At 62.5% G+C, this 21,218-nt stretch carries 17 protein-coding genes; 6 read left to right on the top strand and 11 right to left on the bottom strand.

Annotated features, from left to right (window positions below):
• The first annotated feature begins 40 nt into the window (after window positions 1–40).
• On the top strand, window positions 41–871 hold the full coding sequence (locus KF691_02680) for a hypothetical protein (GenBank protein ID MBX3388343.1): 831 nt from the start codon (window positions 41–43) through the stop codon (window positions 869–871).
• A 166-nt stretch (window positions 872–1,037) separates the two neighbouring features.
• Here KF691_02680 and KF691_02675 read toward each other — a convergent pair whose 3' ends face one another.
• The 6 genes from KF691_02675 to KF691_02650 all read right to left on the bottom strand — a co-directional run bounded on the left by KF691_02675 (window position 1,038) and on the right by KF691_02650 (window position 8,171).
• Entirely contained in the window at window positions 1,038–1,430 is a 393-nt protein-coding gene (locus tag KF691_02675; protein MBX3388342.1) for a cupin domain-containing protein, read from the bottom strand.
• Between the two features lie 115 nt (window positions 1,431–1,545).
• On the bottom strand, window positions 1,546–3,591 hold the full coding sequence (locus tag KF691_02670) for a hypothetical protein (GenBank protein ID MBX3388341.1): 2,046 nt from the start codon (window positions 3,589–3,591) through the stop codon (window positions 1,546–1,548).
• Window positions 3,554–4,780, bottom strand: coding sequence for a glycosyltransferase family 4 protein (locus KF691_02665; protein ID MBX3388340.1), 1,227 nt, complete (start codon window positions 4,778–4,780; stop codon window positions 3,554–3,556). Before KF691_02665 ends, KF691_02670 begins: the two co-directional genes overlap by 38 nt.
• A 472-nt stretch (window positions 4,781–5,252) precedes the next feature.
• Window positions 5,253–6,113 carry a tRNA pseudouridine(38-40) synthase TruA gene (gene truA / locus KF691_02660; GenBank protein ID MBX3388339.1) on the bottom strand — a complete coding sequence of 287 codons (861 nt, stop codon included), beginning with the start codon at window positions 6,111–6,113 and terminating at the stop codon, window positions 5,253–5,255.
• 122 nt (window positions 6,114–6,235) lie between these two features.
• Window positions 6,236–6,400 (bottom strand): hypothetical protein, encoded by a 165-nt coding sequence (locus tag KF691_02655; protein ID MBX3388338.1) that lies wholly within the window; start codon window positions 6,398–6,400, stop codon window positions 6,236–6,238.
• A gap of 7 nt (window positions 6,401–6,407) precedes the next feature.
• Window positions 6,408–8,171: a (2Fe-2S)-binding protein gene (locus tag KF691_02650; GenBank protein ID MBX3388337.1), complete on the bottom strand. Its 1,764-nt coding sequence runs from the start codon at window positions 8,169–8,171 to the stop codon at window positions 6,408–6,410.
• A 646-nt stretch (window positions 8,172–8,817) separates the two neighbouring features.
• Between KF691_02650 and KF691_02645 the strand changes: the two genes are divergently transcribed.
• On the top strand, window positions 8,818–9,492 hold the full coding sequence (locus KF691_02645) for a PEP-CTERM sorting domain-containing protein (GenBank protein MBX3388336.1): 675 nt from the start codon (window positions 8,818–8,820) through the stop codon (window positions 9,490–9,492).
• A gap of 202 nt (window positions 9,493–9,694) precedes the next feature.
• Here the strand turns inward: KF691_02645 and KF691_02640 are convergent, their stop codons facing one another.
• The gene (locus KF691_02640) at window positions 9,695–10,717 is read right to left on the bottom strand and encodes a tetratricopeptide repeat protein (protein MBX3388335.1); all 1,023 of its coding nucleotides are present in this window, start codon (window positions 10,715–10,717) and stop codon (window positions 9,695–9,697) included.
• 162 nt (window positions 10,718–10,879) lie between these two features.
• On the opposite strand from KF691_02640, the gene KF691_02635 reads away from it, so the two are divergent.
• The 3 genes from KF691_02635 (at window position 10,880) to KF691_02625 (ending at window position 14,240) form a co-directional block, all read left to right on the top strand.
• Window positions 10,880–11,713, top strand: coding sequence for a flagellin (locus KF691_02635; protein ID MBX3388334.1), 834 nt, complete (start codon window positions 10,880–10,882; stop codon window positions 11,711–11,713).
• A 24-nt stretch (window positions 11,714–11,737) separates the two neighbouring features.
• Window positions 11,738–13,081 carry an aminotransferase class V-fold PLP-dependent enzyme gene (locus tag KF691_02630; GenBank protein MBX3388333.1) on the top strand — a complete coding sequence of 448 codons (1,344 nt, stop codon included), beginning with the start codon at window positions 11,738–11,740 and terminating at the stop codon, window positions 13,079–13,081.
• A gap of 118 nt (window positions 13,082–13,199) precedes the next feature.
• Window positions 13,200–14,240, top strand: coding sequence for an aldo/keto reductase (locus tag KF691_02625; protein MBX3388332.1), 1,041 nt, complete (start codon window positions 13,200–13,202; stop codon window positions 14,238–14,240).
• A gap of 13 nt (window positions 14,241–14,253) precedes the next feature.
• On the opposite strand, the gene KF691_02620 is transcribed toward KF691_02625, so the two are convergent.
• The 3 genes from KF691_02620 to KF691_02610 all read right to left on the bottom strand — a co-directional run bounded on the left by KF691_02620 (window position 14,254) and on the right by KF691_02610 (window position 16,910).
• Window positions 14,254–15,066: a hypothetical protein gene (locus KF691_02620; protein MBX3388331.1), complete on the bottom strand. Its 813-nt coding sequence runs from the start codon at window positions 15,064–15,066 to the stop codon at window positions 14,254–14,256.
• Between the two features lie 174 nt (window positions 15,067–15,240).
• Window positions 15,241–16,041: a hypothetical protein gene (locus KF691_02615; protein ID MBX3388330.1), complete on the bottom strand. Its 801-nt coding sequence runs from the start codon at window positions 16,039–16,041 to the stop codon at window positions 15,241–15,243.
• Entirely contained in the window at window positions 16,038–16,910 is an 873-nt protein-coding gene (locus KF691_02610; protein MBX3388329.1) for a hypothetical protein, read from the bottom strand. The genes KF691_02615 and KF691_02610 overlap by 4 nt, the downstream gene beginning before the upstream one ends.
• A 150-nt stretch (window positions 16,911–17,060) precedes the next feature.
• Here KF691_02610 and KF691_02605 point away from each other — a divergent pair, with 150 nt between their 5' ends.
• The gene (locus KF691_02605; GenBank protein ID MBX3388328.1) at window positions 17,061–17,759 is read left to right on the top strand and encodes a helix-turn-helix transcriptional regulator; all 699 of its coding nucleotides are present in this window, start codon (window positions 17,061–17,063) and stop codon (window positions 17,757–17,759) included.
• A 695-nt stretch (window positions 17,760–18,454) separates the two neighbouring features.
• Here KF691_02605 and ppdK read toward each other — a convergent pair.
• Window positions 18,455–21,133, bottom strand: coding sequence for a pyruvate, phosphate dikinase (ppdK, locus tag KF691_02600; protein ID MBX3388327.1), 2,679 nt, complete (start codon window positions 21,131–21,133; stop codon window positions 18,455–18,457).
• Between the last annotated feature and the right edge of the window lie 85 nt (window positions 21,134–21,218).

The raw sequence follows: 21,218 nt of genomic DNA, 5'->3' as shown, positions 1-21,218 counted from the left end.
GTCAAGACCGCATATTTTGCAGGCTATTCTGCACGCCTCAATGGACATCCCCTCCATCGCCCGCCTCGAAGAATCCCGCCTCGCGGTCGGCTGCGCGGAGATTTCCGATGCCGTGCTGGAGATCAAGTCCGGAGGCGTTGCCTGCCGCGGCACACCGGGCGCGTGGAACAACCTCGCCGTCGGCCTGGGCATGAACGGCCCGGTCGCGCGTGAAGAGATTGAATCGATCATCGCGTTCTACGAAGAGGCCGGCATCGAGCCGCGCATCGAGGTCTGCCCGCTGGCGGATGTGTCGGTGATCCGCTGCTGCGAAGCGCTCAACTTCCGTGTGCGCGATTTCGACAATGTGCTCTACCGTGAAATCTCAAAGGAAGAACGCGTCGCGCCCGCGCAGCCGGCCGACCCGACGATCGCGATCCGGATCGTGGACAAGAACGACGAATCCGAAATCCGCACGTTCTCGCGCATCGCGATGACCGGCTCGAAAGAGCCCGATCGCGAGATGCCCGAGTCCGATTTCGCGCTCTGGTCGCGCATCGTCAAGCACCCGCGCACCGAATCGTTCATCGCGAGCATCCGCGACGCGAACCAAACCCGCGACGCCGGAGCGGGCTCGCTCGAACTCCACAGCGAACTCGGTTGCCTCTTCGGGCTTTCGACTCTGCCCGCGTTCCGGCGCCGGGGCGTGCAGCAATCGCTCATCGCCGCACGCCTGAACCATGCCGCGGACCGCGGCGTGCTCGTCGCCACCATCGGCTCGCGCCCGGGCGCCGGAACCGAACGCAACGTCCGGCGCATGGGTTTCCAAACCGCGTACACCAAAGTGATCCTCGCGCGCGCCGGTCCAGGTCTCACACCCAATCGCGGATGAGAAAAGATTCTCGCCGCACAGTTGTACAGAGAGCACGAAACAATTCAAAGAGTTTGTGAGAAGCAGTGGAGAATCAGCATCGAACGTGCCGCTCGTGTGAGAGATCGCCAATTCAATTTCTTGCATCTCTCTCCGTGATCTCCGTGTTCTCCGTGGTGAATCTGCTTCAGAGCGGATTCGGCCCGAGGATCATGAGTCCGAACTCCGATGCATGCTTCATCGTGCGCTCGATCAGCACCTGCGCCGACGGCGCGTCGCCTCCGGCATCCGGCGCCCCGATCTTCGCGAAGAACGCCTCGAAGTTGGCGCCGGGGTTCACCATCACGAGCATCCGCGCCGGAGCCTGAGAGCAATTCTTGAACGTGTGCGCTGTGCCCCGCGGCCCAAAGACGACCGAGCCCTCGCGCGCGACGACCCGCTTGCCGCTCTTGCCTGTTCTGTCTCCCGACTCCCCGATGCAGAAGGTAACCTCGCCTTCGAGCACATAAAATGCCTCGTCCTCGCGCTCGTGCATATGGAGGGGCGGCCCGCCGCGGGATACACCTCCGTCTCGATCCACTGAAAACCGCCTGTCTGTGTGCTGAGCAATTTCGTGACGATCAGGTCGCCGCCCGGCGCATACTGCTTCGGTCCCGCTTCCGGCGCCAGGAACAACGGTTTCAGTCCTGTGTTCGTCATCGGTGGCTCCCCATTCGAATCATCGCCCCGAGCAAATCATTCGCCCGCTTCGAAGCAAAGTCCCCGGCCTCCGCGTTGCCGGCGGCTCCTTCTTGCGCATAGCGGCAGACGATGGACAAGGGATCGCGCCACGAAGCGAGCAGCACCCACTGCGAATTTGGCGTTCCGCCCGCGATCGCGCGGAGTTCGAAGAGTTGATCCGCGTTCGCCCCGTCGCGCCCCGCGGACGCGAGTTCGTGCGAAATCTTTGCCGCGAGCATGACGACGCCGTGTCCGCGAACGCCGCGCTCCGCGGCACCGAGCGCCGCCGCCGGATCAGCCGCCTCGATCTCATCCAGGACTTTCAGCACATCCCCCGCCGCGTCGGATGCCTGGCGCCGCAGCGCTCCACGCTCCAGCCACCAGCCGCCCCAGCGAAAGAGCGAACTGTTGGAATCCGACGCGATCGCTCCGCATTCGATCGCATCCACCGCGAGGCCGAGCACGATCGCGATGGCTCGGAGCTTCTGCGCGTGCCCCTCTCCCCCCGGCGCCGCACCCGCCTTGGCCCCCACTTCTCGGCGCCATGCCGCACGCTCACGCTCGATCAGCTCTAGGAGCGCGGCACACCTGTCGCCGAGCAGGGTCTCCATCGATGGATCCTTGGAAGCGAGACTTTGCTCGCCCGGCAGCTCCTGCAGGTCCGCGACGTCCGCCGCGAGTCTGCGCAGGCCGGCGATCGCGCGATCGCGCTTGCGCACATCGGCCACATCCTTTGAGATCTTCAGCAGCGCATCGGTGAACGGCTTGGCGTTCTCTCTCGCGACGGCGTCGCCGCTGCCCGGTTCCTCGATCGCGTCGCTGGCGCGCTGCAGAAGCCGGAGCAACTCAATGTTCTCCGAAAACAGATTCACCGAGGCCATCACGCCCGGGTCTCCCGCATCTTGCGGGTCGCTCGCGACGCGCGCCAGCGAGTCGAACAACTCCGACTGCGTCCGCTTCGCAAGATCGGCGAGCGAGCGCACCGCCGGGCGCAGTTGCCGGACCACCTTTTTCTCGTCGATCAGCGCGCCCCGAGCGGAAGCTTGGTCCAGCCACTGTTCGAGCCGGCGCAGCCCGGCGATATTGCCCGCCTCGGGTTCATCGGGCATGAATTCGACGCGCGCCGCGAGCGCCCTTTCGAGCTGCTTCGCGCCCGGATCGGGCGCAAACGCATCGAGCATCGAGAAGATTCGACCGAGAATCGCCAGACGATTCAGCCGCGCGAGCCCGGTCTCTCCCGTTTCGGCCTGAACGACTTCGAGCGCGCCCCGGACCAGTTCCGCCTTCCAGCGCTTGTACACCCCCGAAGAGATCTGCGCCTCGCGACCGAGCAGCCACGATGCATCGGTCACGAGCCTCATCATCGCCCTTGCCCCGGACCGGAACGCAAGCCAGTTCTCGCCGAGCGCGCACCGATCGCGCAGCACCTCCAGCGCGCCCGCGTCGTCCCCGAAGCGAGTGAAATCGGTCCAGGAGGGTGCGGGCTCACCCGGCATTTCCGGCCACGGCCAAAGGCTCTTGCCCGCATTCAGCTCGCCCGCCTGCAGCACATTGGCAAACACATCGCGGAGCAGGCGATCCAGCGACGCCGCATTCTGCGGCGGCGATTGCAAGATCTTCGACAGGTCCGAAGCGAGCAGCCGCGCCGCGTTGTCGTCGAGCTTGCCCGCATCGAGCAGGGCGAACACGCCGCTCGAGCTCCGCATCATCGCGGTTCCCGAAGCGACGAGAAATGTTCCGCTCACGCCCCTGGCTTCGCCAGCCTCGAGCAACACCCCCGCCGCGGCAAGGAACGCCTGCTTCGCCTGAGCCGCCGGTGTCGCGGCGCCCCGCTCGCGCATTGCATCGAATTTCTCGCGTGCTTCCGCGGCGAGCTCGATCGCAACCTTGCCGGTCCCCGGCTTGGGCTCGTCGGTTGTGAAGTGCAGCCGCTGAGCGAATGCTCCGTGTGTGCACAGCAAGATCAGCGAAAGCACCGCCGCGCTACGCCAGCGCCCGGGCGTACATCTTCTCCAATTCATCCACCATCGTCTCGGCGCTGAACCGCACGCGGCAGAGTTCCCGTCCGGTGTTCGCCATCCGCGCTCGCTCATCCGGTGCATCGTACAACCGTTTGACCGCTTTCCGAAGTCCTTCCAGGTCGCGGGGCTGAATCAAGTATCCCGTCTTCCCGTCCAGACAGATTTCTTTCGTTCCGTCCACGTCGTACGCGATCACCGGAATACCGCAGAGCAGCGCCTGCGGCACCGTTCGCGGCAATCCCTCGCGATAACTCGGATGCACCAGCACGTCCATCGCCCGCATCATCTCCGGCACGCGCTCGCTCGGGACCAGACCCGTCGTCACGATCTGACCCGAAAGCCCCATCTCCGCAACGCGCTTCAGGAGCCGATCGCGCCACCAGCCGTCCCCCACCCACAAGAGTTTCCAGTTCGGATTGGCCTTGAGCTCGCTCCCGAGCGCGTCGAGCAAATCGTCGTGGCCCTTAAGTTCCGCGAGACGCGCGACCGTGCCGATGACAAAGTCCATCGGCGAAAGCCCGAGCGATTCGCGCACGCGATCGGATGTGAAGGACTCTCCGTCGGCGTCGCGTGCGTCGAGATAGCGCTCGGCCTCCATGCCGCTGTAGACAGTGCTGTACTGATCCGGCGTGCCGATCTTCTCGGCGAGAAACTGCTCGGTCATCGCGTCGGCGACCGAGACGATGCGGTGGCAGCGCCGTGCCGCGAACTTCTCGCTGGCGATGTAGATCGCATTGGTGCGCTTGGGCAGGAACTTGTGAAAGGGCGGTCCGTGGATCGTGTGAACGACGCCGAGCCGGTGCCCCGATTTGGCGAATCGCTTCATCTCCGTCCATGCCGCGGCACGCCCGAGCACGCCCGCCTTGCTGCTGTGCGTGTGCACGATGTCGGGTTTCAGATCACGGATGAGCGAACGCAGCGCGAAATAGCAGCGCAGGTCCTTGATCGGATTGATCTCGCGCACCATGCTCTTCACTTCGTGCATGCCGATGCGCAGTTCTTCGTTGCTCTTGGGGTCGCGGCAGCGGAAGTTGCTCGCCCGCTCGAACAGCGACCCCTCGGGCCCGAAGATCGGGCCGAACGCCAGATGCACGTCGTGGCCAAGGCGTGACTGCCCCTCGCACGAGAGAACCGTGTTCTCCTGCGATCCTCCGAGAATCAAACGTGTGGAGATGTGGAGGATGCGCATGCGGGCGGATTGTTGATGGGTGAACCGCACTCGGGACAGATTGACGACGTCAGATTTGAGATGTTGTATCCGCAGGCGGCGCACTTCTGAGGATTTGGCCTGCCGCGCATCGCACCCCAAGACGCGACCCCCGCGCAAACCATGACAAGCCACCACAGCGGAAACGCAACTTCAAAATACGCACGCTCGAATTGAATTGTCGGAACCCACAAAAACTGCTTGAACGACGGGTTCATCAGCGAAGGATTCCAACGGCTTATCAGAAGCTCTGATGGTTTCGGGGTTAATCGAAATGCCGGATTGTCATGACGCGACCAGCGAAAAGCGCCTTGCCAGAGTTCAACTTTCAACTCGGTGGCTGTCGTACGCGTGTACGAAACCGACCACCATCTGTTTGCGATGATGACGCCAAAGACGACGATGCCGCAGCCCAGGCCAACTCGTGTCCAAGCACTTCGCCAATTCAGCCGTTTCACGCCCGCTCCCCGTACCGCACCCACTCCAAGCACAACCCCGTCGGCGGCAGTGTTGGCCCCGCCTTCGATCGATCCTTCGATTCCAGAATTGCCGGCATGCCCTCGGCTTTCTTCATCCCCCGCCCCACCTCGATCAGCGTCCCCGCGATGATCCGCACCATGTTCCACAAAAACCCGTTCCCCTCGATCTCGATCCGCACACGATCCTCACGCACTTTCAGAACTTCGAGCCGATGAATGGCGCGCACGGTCGTTTGCCTCCCGTGCCCCGCCGCGGCAAAGCCGGCGAAATCGTGCTCCCCCACCAGCACCGTCGCCGCGCGCTGCATCGCCTCCACATCGAGCGCGTCCCACACGTGATGCACGAATCGGCGATCGAACAGCTCGCGCGTGCGCGCGTTGTGGATCGAGTACGAATAGCCCTTGCTCGTGCAATCGCCGATCGGATCGAACTCGTTGTCCACGAGCTCCGCGCTCCTCACCACAACATCCTCCGGAAGCTTCCCGTTGAGCGCGCGCATCAGCGCTTCGGCGCCGCGCGACTCCGGCCATCCGGTCGGACCGTCCTCTTCGCCGCCGCACGTGAACGCGGCGACCTGCCCGCGCGCGTGCACGCCGCTGTCGGTGCGGCTCGCGCCCCTGACTTCCACCATCTCCCGGACGATCTCGCGCACCGTGCGCTCCACGATGCCCTGCACCGTGCGCAGTGCGACGCGTCCCACTTCGCCCGGCACGAGCGCCGGATCGATGTACTTCTGCGAGCCGGTTTTTTCTGAATGCTCGAGCGTCGGTTCCTGTTTCTGCCAGCCGCAGAAATCGGTCCCGTCATAGGCGATGGTGAGCTTATAGCGCGGCACTCTCCAAGACTATCGCGCCGCACGGCGGTGAGCGCGAGATTCATTCGCGCCCAAGCATGACAGATTCTCAACGATGCGTGCACCGAAACAGCGACCGCTTGTGGTTGGCTGGTGCTCACAAATCAATCTTTCTTGCGTACCACGACGCGCTCGGTCGGTCCGTTCGTCTTGCCTTTGAAGCGCTTGTGCTCGGCATCGGCCCAGTTGTCGGCGAACTTCCACCACCACAGCACAAAGAGCGGTCCGAGGATCGCCGTTCCGATCATGATGACCCACATCGCGGACATCGGGGACTCACAGCTCGACCATCTGCATGTCGGAACGGACCGGAGCAGCGGCGACGGGAGCACGAACGTCGTTGAACACCGAGAGCGCCGGATAGTTGCGCGCCATCTCGGTGCGGGTGTCCGCCGCGTTAAACGCTCGTGCACGGGGCGGGGCAATCGTCACGCCGGCGGCGACCTGGCCGGGCGTGGTGTTCACGATCACCGTCTCGAGATCGCGCACCTCAAGCGGCACGCGGTTGAACTCCGCTTCGAGATCGAGGGCGATCTGCGCTTCGGTCTTGGCGAGTTCAATCACCGGAATCGCCTGCTCGAAGGCCTGAAGAACATTCTGCCAGTTCTCGAATGTCCCCGATTTTTCCGCCCATGTCGCGCCGGGAATCAGCACGTCGCACGATTCGACGAGCGAGGTGTGCAGCGTGTCGATCAAGACGGTGTACTTGCCCGCCAGCGATGACTCGAGATCCGGCGTGATCCAGTCGCTCGGGTAGTTGCCCGTCACGATGACGGCACCGACGTCGCTCGTGCCGCTTCCGTGACCGAGCGCGCGGAGAAAATCGGCAAATTCGAGAATTTCCGAGCCGAATGCGCCGAGCACGCGGCGAACGCCCCGCGCGTTGGGAGCCTTTTCCGCGGAGATCACGAACGCGTTCTTGTCGCCCGCTTTCGCGCCGATCGGGTAAACCTTGTCTTCGCCCTTGCGCGGCACGGGCCCGACGCCGAGCAGCGCCCTGGGATCGATCAGGCGAGCGAGACGCGCGAGCAGATACGCATCTTCGCACGAAAGCATCGGGCTCGCCAGGAGCGCGAGACGCTTGCCGCCTTCGATTGCCCTCTTCATCCCGTCCACCGCCACTTCGTAGGCCCGGGTGTAGTCGCTCTCGACCAGCGTGCCGAACTGACGCCGCAGAGGCGATCGCAGGCGTTTCTCGCTGTGCACGAACTTCCAGCCATAGCGCACCTCGTCGGTGATCCACCACTTATTGATGGACATGTTCTCGCGGGGCTTGATGCGGTAGATCTTGCCCTCGTTGTGCTCGATGTTGATGTTGTCGCCGCTGGCCGTGATGCCGTCGATGCTGGGCGTGTTCTTGAGGAACCAGACACGCTGGGCGAACAGAAAATCCTTGTCGAGCAGCGCACCGACGGGGCAAAGGTCGATGACGTTGCTCGCCAGTTCGTTCTCGAGGGCGACGCCGGGGAAGAGGTCGATCTCTTCCTTGTTGCCGCGGCCCTGGACGCTGAGCTCGGCGGTTCCCGTCACCTCGCGTGTAAAGCGCACGCAGCGCGTGCACATGATGCACCGGTCGCTGTAGAGATAGACGTGCGGACCAAGATCTTTCTTGGGCTGCTTGACCTTCTGTTCTTCAAAGCGCGAGACACCCCTCCCGTATTCGTACGAGTAGTCCTGAAGAAAACACTCGCCCGCCTGATCGCACACCGGGCAATCGAGCGGGTGATTGATGAGCAGGTACTCCATCACCGCTTTTTGATTCGCGACGCTCTTGGGGCTGTCGGTGTAGACGACCGCACCGTCCGACGCCGGCGTCTGGCAAGTCGGCTGCAACTTGCCGCCCATCTGCGCCGTCAGTTGCCCTGTCTTGGCGTCGGGCGACCAAATCTCGCCGAGGCAGATACGGCAGCTCGCCACGATGGAAAGCCCGTCGTGGTAGCAGTACTGCGGAATATTGACGCCGTGGGCATTGGCGACTTGCAGGATGGTCTGTCCGGGCGTGAAGTCGCACTTCTTCCCGTTGATAGTGATGGTCGGCATGGCTCGTCCGCATGGTAGCGACCGACGCCGGCTCCGCAGAGAGGCGGTTCGGCGCGCGATCCGTTCATCGAACGCTCGTTGCGATGCCCCGGTGCACGATATCTTGCCGCGGCGGCATTGAGCGAGCAGCAGGAATCTGAAAGCATGTTTTACCTGAGGTGCGCGGCGGAAAGGCACGCTGCGGACTCCGGCCTTAACCAAGGGAAGTGGCAGAGCCACTGCGGGAGTGAATATTTTTGCCGATCCTTTGGATTGAAATGAGCCCGGGCTGCATGGTTCATAAACCCATTTTTTGAAGAATTTTACGACATGTTTGGATTATATTTGCGCTTACTTTCGGACGAAGGTTTTTGGAAATGCCAACAAAAGTTGGGGTCGGAACACGAAATTCTTCTTGGCGCGACATCTGAGTCCGCTTAGTATGCGATGGTTGGGAGAGTCGAGAGAGACCGCTGCAAACCGGGGCAGCAAAAGAGATCGCAGGTGTTTCTCTCTCGACGAGATTGGAGCGGTTTTGCTCCTATCCGCCGTTTCCGTGCGTTTCCGCACGATCGGTGGTGCGTCCGGGAGGGAAGAGGTCACGCACTGTGCGTGAGCGACCGGTGTGATGAGAGAGAGAACCCGAATTGGGACCGCAGGAGGGGATATGAAGATTTCGACGATCGCAGCAGTTGCAGGACTTGCCGGCGTGTGTTCGCTGGCTTTCGCCGCCTTCACTGTTGAAGCCACGTACATTGATACGAACCCCGGCGTTTGGGGCATGGTTTCGGTGAACAGTGGCGGCTCGTTCGCTGGTCCTGTGAAGGCTGGCCAGTTCAATTGGCAGCGCACGGGCGGATCGTACACCGGCCTGACCGGGACGTTCGCCACGTTCTGCCTTGAAGTGCACCAGGACATTTTTCCGGGCAACAACTACACGTACGAAGTGAACACGGTTGCGAATGCTCCGCTTCCGATCAACGTGCTTTTCGGCACCCCGATGGGCGCCGTGAAGGCCGACAAGATCGCCGAGCTGTACGGCCGGTTCTTCGGCGGGCTCGTGTCGAATGACGACTACGCCGCGTTCCAGCTCTCGGTCTGGGACTTTGTTTATGACGGAGGCGATGGCGTGAGCAACGGCGTATTCCAGGCTCAAGGCTTCGGCGCCGCGATGGCCCAAGCCAATGCTTGGATTGCCGCTGTCGACGGCACCGGCCCCCGCATGTCCGGCCTGCTCGCCCTTTCGAGCGATGACTGGCAGGATCAGATCTTCACCCCGGCTCCGGGCAGCCTCGCGCTTCTCGGTCTCGGCGGGTTGGTCGCTTCGCGTCGCCGTCGCTGAAACTGAAAACCAAGTCGGGTCGCGATGGCCGATCGGCCAGATCATCCGTAAGCATCGCGATCCGCACACGAATATGAGAAGGGCCCGGCGAAAGTCGGGCTCTTTTTTTGGGAAAGCCGCCGGATTTCCGCGGGCGCCTTCATTGACCGGCAGTCCGCGGGACGGCGAGCGGCTCGTACGGGTACCGACCGTCGGCACGCTCTTACTTGCCCATTGCTTCACAACGCCCTGCGGCTTCGGCGGCTTTCGCGGCCCGCGAATCGGCCGGAAATCTCGATGCAAATTCCCTGTACTGAGCGGCGGCTTCGGCAAATCGCCTCTTCTTTTCGAGCAACTGCGCGATCGCGTAGCGACTGTTCGCCGCAGAAGGCGCAATCTCGACCGCTTTGAGATACGCGGCGATGGCGCCTTCATCGTCGCCGAGAGCCTTTTTGGCTTCGCCGGTCAGGTACCACGGTCCGGCATCATCGGCCGAAGCGACGGCACGATATCGCTCGAGAACAACAAGCGCCGCCGCAGGGTCCTTTTTCTTCGTGAGGAGAGCTTGTGCGTAACCGCGCATCGCGATCGACGGACTCGCATTTGGGCCTTTGGCGCTTTCGGCGAGGTTGTACTGCTCCTCCATTTTCGCCCAGTCGCCCTTGTCGGCGTAGATATCCCCGAGCAACGACCTTCCGAACACTTCGCCCTTGCCGTCGGGAAGGGCGATCAATGCGTTGGCCTGCTCCTCGGCCTTTCGGTAGCTGCCCCCGGCGTAGCCCGGCGCCATCAGAAAGAAACGACCGAGCCCGACCCGCGGCTCGATCAGCGACGAATCCAGCTGGATTGCCTTTTCGTATTCGGCGCGACCGGTCGATGCCAGGGACATTTGTTCAAACGTGCCGGCGGTGTTGATCACCTCGAAGCAAAGCGTGCCGTACGTCGCGTGGTATTCGGCGACGGCCGGCGACGACTTTACAAGTCCTTCCATGACGGCCTTGGCCTGCCTGCGATCCCCCTTTGCGCGATCCAGCAGCGCCTTGGCGTACAAGGCCCGCTCGTTGCCCGGGCTCGAAGCCAGGGCCTCGTCAACGCCGGCCTGAAGCACCGAAAGGTCTGCGGGCGCGAGAGGCTTGCCGGCTCGGATCTGGGAAATCGCGCTTTCGACCGCGGCGCCCTGATCCGTCACGGCAAAGCTCGAACCCGCAATCAGCGTCACAAGCAACAGAGCAACGGTTGGGCGCACAGGGATTCCTCCACTTGAGAATAGCGGACGGGGTGTTTCTAGGACTTTCAAGTCGGTTCTTGCACGCCCGATTGACCGGCATGCTCGAATCCGGGCACCTTCACAGAACCCGACCCGATTCTCCGCCGATGGCCCGATGTGCCATTGGGCTTCCCCAATTCGATGCTCAACACCGCGGTCAACGCGTGGCAATCGCACACGCGCCACGTGGAGCGCTCGATGGAGCGCATCGCAACCGGGAAGCGGATCAATCGCGCCAGCGATGACCCGGCCGGCAGCATGGCGGTCGATCAATTCAACGCGGACCTCGCGAGCCTGAACAAGAAGCTCGAAGCCAATCGATTTGATCAGAAGTATGGCGCGGCACGCGACGGAGGGAACGCCGCGATTGGCGATCTCTTGCTTGAACTGCGCGGCCACATCGTGACCGCGGCGAACCAGGGCGCTCTGGGCGATACCGAGAAACGGGCGATCCAGGATCGGGTGAACAGCATCGTCGATGCGATCGACTTTGTGTCGAACACCTACACCTTCAACGGGCAGCGCGTCTTCGCGAACGCGCTCGCGTCGTCGCTCGGAGCGACCCTTCAAGCCGAATACCAGAAAGACCAGAGCGACCCGACGAAGACGAAACTCGTCGAGAAAACTCTGAATCTGGTGAGCCTCAAGAGCGGCGGCGCACTCAACCTGGTCGATGGCGATCTCGAAAAAGCCCAGCAGGTGATCGACGGCGCGATCGGCCAGAACAGCGCCGACCGCGCGGCCATCGGCGCAAAGACCAAGGAACTCGAGAGCCAGGAACGCCTGCTTCAGCAGCAGATTGAGGGCGTGAGCGGAGCAAAGAGCCAGATCGAGGACACCGACTACGCAAGCGAGGTTTCGAATCTCGTGAAGAATCAGGTACTACAGCAGGCCGCGGCATTCGTGATGCAGACGGCGATGCAGCAGATGAAGCAGCTGACGACGCTTATCGGCGGTCATCCGAACATCCGGTAAACTGGTTGGCGGGAGGTGCCCGCCATGCTGAACCGACGCGGGTTTTTGGGAGCAATCGCATTACCAAGTGCCGCGGCACTGACTTCACTTGCACGCGGGGCGCAGCGCGTGGAGGCGTTCGATCTCGATGCCTGGCGGGATGCGATGAGCGACCTCGCGGATTCTTCCGTTGAGCCGGCTGCCGCGGCATCGGACGAGTCATTCTGGGCGGCCTCGCAGCAGGCTTTCGCGCTCGATCGCAGCGTCATCAACCTGAACAACGGGGGTGTGAGCCCATCGCCGCGGGTGGTGCTGGACGCCCAGCGTCGCTACACGGAGCACGCCAACACCGCTCCAGCGCACGTGTTGTGGAGCTTGCAGGAACCGCAGCGTGAGAGTGTGCGTGAGGCGGTCGCGCGGCAATGGGGGGTCGATGCGAGAGAAATCGCGTTCACGCGGAATGCATCGGAGAGTCTGCAGATCTGCCAGACCGGCTTCGACCTCCAGCCCGGTGACGAAGTGGTGGCATCGACGCAGGATTATCCGCGCATGCTCGCGACTTTTCGACAACTCGAGCGGCGCAAGGGAATCCGGCTCGTGTTCGTAAAGCTGCCGATTCCGTGCGAGGATGAAGATGCCGCGGTCACCCGGTATTCAGAGGCCATCACGCCCCGGACCAAGCTGATCCTGGTCAGCCACATGATCAACATCACGGGTCAGATCATGCCCGTCAAGCGAATCGTCGAGATGGCACGGAGCAGAAACGGCGGCATCCCTGTCGTCGTGGACGGCGCGCACGCGTTCGCCCATGTCGACTTCAAGTTGTCCGATCTTGGCTGCGATTACTACGGCGTCAGCCTGCACAAGTGGCTGTTCGCGCCGCACGGAACCGGGCTGCTCTACGTTCGGCGCGACAAGATCAAGAACCTCTGGCCGATGATGGCAGCCAAGCCAGAGCAAGACGAGGACATCCGCAAATTCGAGGAAATCGGGACGCACCCGGCGGCGCCGGTGCTCGCCGTTGCCGAAGCGCTCGCGTTTCATCAGGCCATCGGAGGCGCACGAAAGGAAGCGCGGATGCGATACCTGCGGAACTACTGGGTTGAACGCCTTCGCAGCAGTTCCGGAGACGTCGCCCACCCGTTGATCCTGCACACCAGTCTCGACCCGCGATTCTCCTGCGGCATCGCCACGTTTCAACTCCGCGGCATCGAAAGTCTGAAGATCGCCTCCGAACTTTGGGATCGACACAAAATCCTCGTGACGGCGATCAAGCATGACGAGTTCGAGGGCGTCCGCGTTTCGCCGAGCGTCTATACGTTGCCGCAGGAACTCGAACGCTTTCTCAGCGCTGTTCAACACATCATGAAGGAGGGCCTCGCGGCCTGAGAAACGGCTTTCTGCGACGCGCGTATCCCCCACGCTCGGGGGGCATCGGATCGGATGAAGCGCGATCGTGCAAGGGGCACAAAGCGCGCCCTCAATCTTCCGCCCGCTTGGAGCACTCATGGAATTCCGTCAACTCGGTGGCTCGGGTCTCAAGGTTCCGGTCTTCAGTCTCGGCACCGCCACCTTTGGCGGCACAACAGATCTGTTTAAGGGCTTTGGTTCGAGCGACGTGGCGGAGGCGACCCGCATCGTCGATATTTGCCTCGATGCCGGGCTCAACATGTTCGACACGGCGGATGTGTATTCGAAAGGAGCATCCGAAGAAATCTTGGGCGCCGCGATCAAGGGAAAGCGCGATCGTGTGCTGATCTCGACGAAAGCAACTTTCAGGATGGGTGACGGCTCGAACGACGTCGGCTCATCGCGATTCCATCTGCTGAGCGCGGTTGACGCCAGTCTGAAACGCCTGGGCGTCGATCACATCGACATCTACCACATGCACGGATTTGATGCCATCGCGCCGGTGGAGGAGACGCTCTCGACGCTCAACGACCTTGTTCGCACGGGGAAGATCCGCTACATCGCCTGTTCGAATTTCTCGGGCTGGCATCTCATGAAATCGCTGGCGACCTCCGATCGCTACGGCTGGCCGCGGTACGTCGCGCAGCAGTCGTATTACTCGCTGGTGGGTCGCGACTTCGAATGGGAATTGATGCCGCTGGGTCTTGATCAGCGAGTTGGCTGCATCGTGTGGAGCCCGCTCGGATGGGGGCGATTGACGGGCAAGATCCGGCGCGGGCATCCGCTGCCGCCGAACACGCGATTGACTTCGAAGGCCGCGGCAGAAGCCGGCCCGCAGGTCGCCGACGACTATCTGCACAAGGTCGTCGACGCGATCGACGAAGTCGCAAAGGAAACCGGAAAGACCGTGCCGCAGATCGCGCTGAATTGGCTCATGCAGCGCCCGACTGTGAGCAACATCGTGATCGGCGCGCGCAACGAGGGGCAGCTCAAACAGAATCTCGGCGCGATCGGTTGGAACCTGTCGGCCGAGCAAGTGGCGAAGCTGGACGCGGCGAGCGCCCTACCCAAGGCGTACCCGTACTGGCATCAGACGTTCTTCAAAGATCGCAACCCGTGGCCGGTGCCGAACTGGTAAGCAGCGACCCGCCTCAGCGCTTTCTCCGCCGCAGGGCGACCACCCCGAGTGTCATCGGCACCAATGCCGCGGGCGAAGGAATGAGCAAGATGTTGTCCACTGTGGCCTGGCCGCCCAGAGTGGCGTTGGTGCCGTACTCGCCATCGAGAGCGGCTCCGACGTTGTACTGCGCCGAGGCGGAATCCCAATTCGGAATGAAGAACGATGTGTTGACGATAAATCCCGCACTCGAAGAGAGCCGAACTCTCGCGGAAACCAGTCCGGTCTCGGTGTCGACGTCGAGCGCGAGGTTGTACCACGTGTTGAGCCCCGGCGCGACAACGGAGAGCGGGATGAACTGCGCCGTCGAAAACGCAGGCCCGGTCTGGGTATAGATCGTCCAGGTTTTGTTGGTGCTGTCGGCGACGATCATCACTTGCGGAGCGAAGTTCGGGTCGTTGCCGGGTGTCGCGTTGAAGAATCCGAGCGCCAATGGCCACCCGCCCCCGTTTCCGTTGGTGGAGTTGTCCCAGAAATCGAATCGCACATCGGCGCTGATCGAAAGATGGCGAGTGGGCGCAAATCGGGCGTAAATCCCCTGGCTTGTGCCGACGGAACGCTGTGTCCGAAAGGCTTTGGTCAACGTGCCGCCGGGCCCGAGCGTGTTGATGATTCTGCCGCTGGGATTGGGCGTGTTCGGGGACGGAATCAGCGTTCGCGCATCGAGCCATTTGGGGCTTGGGAACGCCGAAACAACGTAGCTCTCAAAGTCGTCGACGAACGCTGCGTGGGACACCGTCGGTGCCGCCACAATCGCAAGGCCCATCAGCACGTTTCTTCCGATCAAGGAACACCTCCTCGCGGATGCATTTTCGTGCCTGTTAGCGTAATGCATGACGCAATCGGATGCAAGCCCCTTTTCGCCCGATAACACGGGATTTTCCGAGCGGAGAGAAAAATGGATCGCGCTCCGAATCCGCGTCGGAGCGCGATCCTGGAAGAAAGAAAACGCTGCGGACCGTCAAACGGCGCAGCATGTGGAGCGGCGCCGCCGCCCTATCAGCCCGATCAGCGGCACGATCGACCACGGTGTCGGGACGTACTGAATGTTGTCAACAGAGAACTGCCCCGCGGTCGCGGACTGCGGCGCGTACTCGCCGTCGAACACCGCGACGCGGTTGTACCGGCCGAGCGAAGGCGAATAGCCGGAAAGCGTGACTTGCCGATCGATCAGAAGCTGATCGGCTTCGCCGAAGACCTTGATATCGAACGCGCCGGTTCGCGTGTCCACACCCAGCGCGACGTGATACCACGTGCCCGCGACGACGTCGGCCGTGCCCAGCGAGAGATTCACGGGATTCCCTACTCCCGTGTAGCCGTAGAAATACCAGCGCTGCTGGTAGACGTACACCACCCCCTGAGGCTCGTTGTTGATGTCCGTGGCCGGGCCGGACTCATCGAAGAACCCCATCGCAGCGGTCCAGTTGCCGAACCGAACCGGCGTCGGATGAATATCGACGCGCAGGTCGGCCTCGACCTTGTGCGTATCGGCGAGCGCGATCTCGGTGATCAGGCCCTGGCTGGTGGTGCGTGTCTGAAATACCTGGAACGCGCGCGTCTCCTGGCCGCTCCGACCGATGGTGTCGATCACCTGCCCCGTGGGCATCGCCGGATGAGGCAGCGCCGACGTGCCGATATCGCGCCAGCGGCCGCCCGGGAATGAGCCAACCGGAAAACTCTCGAAGTTCTCCGACCAGCCGGCGGTCGCCTGCCCCACCATCGAGAACGACACGATGAACACGGATGCCCAAATCGTTTTCACAAAGCCCTCTCTTTCTCCTGAGACACACACGATTCCCCGCGTCGGCGCCTGCACACAAGCAATCCGCCGAGCGCGAACGACAATCCGGTGCCGGGAGCCGGCACGCGGCTGATTTCGAGATACTCACCGGTTTGAACCTGCGAACCGAACGGGTCGCGCGACTGATAGAAAAGAGCCAGCGTCAGCGAATCTTTCCCAGTGACCCGTAATTCACCGACACAATCGAGCTTCTCACTGACTTCGCATCCATCGAACGTGCGGTAGCGCGAGTTTGTCGGAGTCGGCACGATGACCCGGAACGCCGCCTGATCTTCCGCAACCCAGACCCCTTGTGCATACCAGCCCGAGGCTGAACTGAGACGGATCGTCTTTCCGACGATCGCGACGTCGATGTGACGACTCGGATCGACGATCTTTGATTCGCCGGTCTTCGGATCGATCGAACGGACGACCGCCTTCCACTCGCCCTGAAACGATGAGTCGCCGTTGCGCGTCGAGGTCACGAAGATCGGGAAACGCGAATCGGTAAAGGGCGCGCGCTTCAGCTTTGAATGAAAGTTCACGCTCCCCCCGAGTGTGAACTCGATCGAGCCGGTTCCGTCGCTCCCGAAACTGCCCGTTCCCTGGTGGCGGTCGAGCGTGAACTTGCCATCGTCATCAAGCGCCCCGGGATAGGCCCCCGCGGCGGGGAGGTCGGCGAATTCAAACCGGCCCGGTGTGCCGAGCGATGCCATCGTCGACCATTCCGAACCGCTGGCGGCGCCCGTGAACGTGTGGAAATAAAGCCCGGCGGGGTCCACCGCCGCCGTCGCGGCGGGAGCGAGCGCACCGACTAGTGCCGAGATTGCAATCGAGCGGCATGTTCCCACGGCGAACCTCCGGGCAAAGTGCGAGCGCACTGCAAGCGCGGGCGACGGGCCGTCGCGCAACGCTGGCGATCGCGAATAGCATGGACACACCGGGTGTGCCCGAACAATCCGGTAGTGTTTACGGATTGCCTTTTCTGCGGATGCACAAAAATGCAAAAAAGAATTTCCCCTGGGCGGCCCCGCCAGTACGCCGATGTTCGAACGGCGGCCCAATTCGATGCCCTGGCGTCCCCGGTGCGTGATCAGATCGTGCAGGTCATCGTGAACCAGGCGCCTTGGCGGCCTGGTTCTGAAGAATCAGCAGGCGTTTCGATCCGCGAGGTCGCGGAACAACTAGGTCGCAAGCCGGGTTCGCTGTATCGGCACTTCGAGGCGCTCGTGAAAGCGGGGCTGATCCGCGAGACCGGCGCGCAGACCTCCGGCGGACGCGACGCGATGACCTACTCCGCACGCGGCGAGGCGCTGCGGCTGATCACGCCCGCACGCTCGGGACCCGCGCTCACGGCGCTGTGCCGATACCTCAAGCGGATGGGCACCTTCGCCGGACGGGAGAGCGCCGGAGTTGTCCGCGATCGTGCCCGGCGCAACGAACCAGAAAACGTGGACGGCACGCGCAGCGACCAGGCATCGGTCTCGATGTTCGGCTGGTTGGATGAATCGCAGCAGCAACGGCTGCACCGGCTGCTGCACGAGGTCGCCGACGTCTTCGCGAATGCGCGCCGACGCCCCGGCACCAAGCTCATCGCGGCGAGCATGCTCGTCCGTCCGGTCCGGCTGCCGGGAGGAAGAACGGGAGAAGAGCCCGATGTCGCGGACTCGGGAAGCGGAGATGCCACAGTTCGGGGGTAGTTGCCGTGCCGAGCGCTCTGCGCTGACGGAATCGGGTGCGTTTCGGGGTTGGGAATCCGTCTCCCACACTGAATTGCTAGATCGATCCGGGGGCGGACTCGCCGGAAGCCTGCGGGTTCGCTGCAAGAATAGGGAACTTCCACGGCGCGCGATTCGTTGTAGTTCCGAGCCTCACCAAGGACGAAGCATGCGCTGGTTTGCGCTGATATTGCTTGTGCTCGCAATTTGCCTCGATGTGATCACATCGCATTGGTTGAGATTGGCCTTCTATCGAGGGGGGTCAAATCTGGTCGTTGCCGAGGGGCAAGTCGAGTGCTGGCGGACACCCGACGGAAAGACCCTCCTGCAAGTAAAGGTTCTGACTCTGTACTCGCCTGCAAGCTATCGCTGGGGCTGGAACAGCACATGTCTCGGAGGCGGATACGAATCCGTCACGTTGCCTTTGTGGCCAAGTTGGGCGTCCCTCGGTGTTGCATCGTTGCTGCTCTGGATGCCGGCGCTTCGATTTCGTGCTTCCGGTACATGCACGAGCTGCGGCTACAGCCTGAATGGTCTCTTGCGGGGCGCTCAGTGTCCGGAGTGCGGACGTATTTCCGAGTGGGAGCGCGTTCGAGAGGTGTCGAAGGATGCGCCGAAATGAAAAACCCCGAGGCTCGGAGCCCCGGGGTTTTGTTGTTCAAAACAGAATACGGAGATCAGTTCTTCCCGTGCATGATCGCGGCCTGTGCCGCAGCCAAGCGGGCGATCGGCACGCGGAACGGAGAGCACGAGACGTAATCCATCCCGACCTTGTGGCAGAAGTGGACACTCTTGGGGTCGCCGCCGTGTTCGCCGCAGATGCCGACCTTGAGGTCGCCCTTGGTCGAGCGGCCCTTGCTGATGCCCATGTCGACGAGCTGGCCGACGCCGCTCTGATCGAGCGAAACGAACGGATCGCCCGGCAGGATTTCACGCGCGAGGTAGTCGGGCAGGAAGGTGCCGATATCGTCGCGCGAGAAGCCGAAGGTCATCTGCGTCAGGTCGTTTGTTCCGAAGGAGAAGAAGTCGGCCGCCTCCGCGATCTCGTTGGCGGTGAGTGCCGCACGGGGGATTTCGATCATGGTGCCGATCTTGATGTCGAGCCGGGGCTTGTAGTCCTGCTCTTCCTTGACCTTCGCGATCGTCGCTTCGACTTCGGCGCGAAGAACGGCGAGTTCCTTCTTGGTGCCGACGAGCGGGATCATGATCTCGGGCAGCGCCTTGATGTTGCTGCGGATGCAGTCGATGGTCGCCTCGACGATCGCCGTGACCTGCATATCGAGGATTTCCGGGTAGGTCACGCAGAGGCGACAGCCGCGGTGGCCGAGCATCGGGTTGGCCTCGTGCAGCGCACTGACGCGAGTCTTCACGCGATCGGCCGACACGCCGAGCATCTTTGCCATTTCGGCCTGGCTCTTGTCGTCGTGCGGCAGGAACTCGTGCAAGGGCGGATCGATCAGGCGGATCGTGACCGGCAGGCCCTTCATCGCCTTGAAGATGCCCATGAAGTCGTCGCGCTGATAGGGCAGCAACTTGGCGAGTGCCTTGACGCGGTCGTCCTTGTTGGTCGCGAGGATCATCTCGCGCATCGCCTTGATGCGATCGCCCTCGAAGAACATGTGCTCGGTGCGGCAGAGGCCGATGCCCTCGGCGCCGAAGTCACGGGCGCGCTGCGCATCTTCCGGCGTGTCGGCGTTGGTGCGCACCCCGATGGTGCGGTACTTGTCGGCCCAGCGCATCACGGTCGCGAAATCGCCGCTCATCTTGGGTTCGACCGAGGGGACCGAGCCGGAGAGAACTTCGCCGCTGCTGCCGTCGATCGAGAAGACGCTGTCGCGGGTGTAGACCTTGCCGCCGACTTTGACGACGCCCTGGGCAGCATCGATCTGCAGTTCGCCCGCGCCGACCACGCAGCACTTGCCCCAGCCGCAGGCGACGACCGCCGCGTGGCTCGTGCGTCCGCCGGTGCTTGTCAGAATTCCCGCGGCACTGTGCATGCCTTCCACGTCTTCGGGGCTCGTTTCCTTACGAACGAGGATGACCTTTTCGCCTTTGTGCGCTCTCTCAACTGCTTCCTGCGCCGTGAACGCGAGCTTGCCGACCGCGGCACCCGGAGACGCCGGGATGCCCTTGGTGAGCACTTCGGCCACCTTCTTCTTCACCGGGTCAAAGCTCGGGAGCAGAAGCTGCGTCAGATCGCCCGCCGGAATGCGGAGGACCGCGGTTTTCTCGTCGATGAGCCGCTCTTTCACCATGTCGCACGCGACCTTGACGGCGGCGGTGCCGTTGCGCTTGCCGGTGCGGGTCTGGAGCATGAAGAGTTCGCCGCGTTCGATTGTGAACTCGATGTCCTGCATGTCCTTGTAGTGCTTCTCGAGCTTCTGCTTGATCTTGAGAAGCTGCTGGTAGACGGCCTTGTTCCACTTCGGCATTTCATCGACGGGCAGAGGCGTGCGGATGCCCGCGACGACGTCTTCGCCCTGCGCATTGATGAGGTATTCGCCGTAGAAATGATTCTCGCCGGTCGCGGGGTTGCGCGTGAACGCGACGCCTGTGCCCGAATCATCGCCCATATTGCCGTAGACCATCGACTGGATGTTGACAGCGGTACCGTTCAAACCCTGGATGCCCGCGATGCGCCGGTACGAAACCGCGCGCTCGCCGTTCCAGCTCTTGAAGACCGCTTCGATTGCGAGCTCCAGCTGCTTGAACGGATTCTGCGGGAATTCCTCGCCGACGTGGCGCTTGTAGACGTTCTTGTATTCGTTGCAAAGCTCGACGATGCCGGCTTCGGGGACTTCGGTGTCTTCCTTCGACTTGTACTTCGTCTTGATCGTCTTGAAAGCCTCTTCGAAGTGGTGGTGATCAACGCCCATCACCACGTCGCCGAACATGTTGATCAGGCGCCGGTACGCGTCGTACGCGAAGCGCCGGTTCTTGGTCGAAACGCTCAGCCCCTCGACCGCGGCATCGGTCAGGCCGAGATTCAGAATCGTGTCCATCATGCCCGGCATGCTGACCGCGGCGCCCGAGCGAACGGACACAAGCAGCGGGTTCGAGTTGTCGCCGAACTTCTTGCTGAGCTCTTTTTCGAGCATGGCGATGTTCTTATGCACTTCGTTCATCAGGCCGTGGGGCAGACGCTGCCCGGCCTTGTAGTACGCGGCACAGGTATCGGTCGTGATCGTGAAGCCGGGGGGAACGGGGAGGCCGATGCTCGTCATGTCGGCGAGGTTCGCGCCCTTGCCCCCGAGCAGCATTTTCATATTGGCTTCGCCTTCGGTCTTGCTCTTGCCGAAGTAGTACACCATCTTGCCCGGCTTGCTGCGGAGCGTCGGGGTCGGGCCGACACCCATTCCCGCGATGCGCGCGACTTTCTTGACGGCCTTCTTCGAATTGCTCGAAGCGGCGTGCTTAACCGAAACCGGCTTGGGCATGGTG

The organism is Phycisphaeraceae bacterium, assembly GCA_019636555.1.
Lineage (GTDB): Bacteria > Planctomycetota > Phycisphaerae > Phycisphaerales > UBA1924 > JAFEBO01.
The sequence above is the reverse complement of the archived record's forward strand: the minus strand, read 5'-3'. Positions and strand labels throughout refer to the sequence as shown.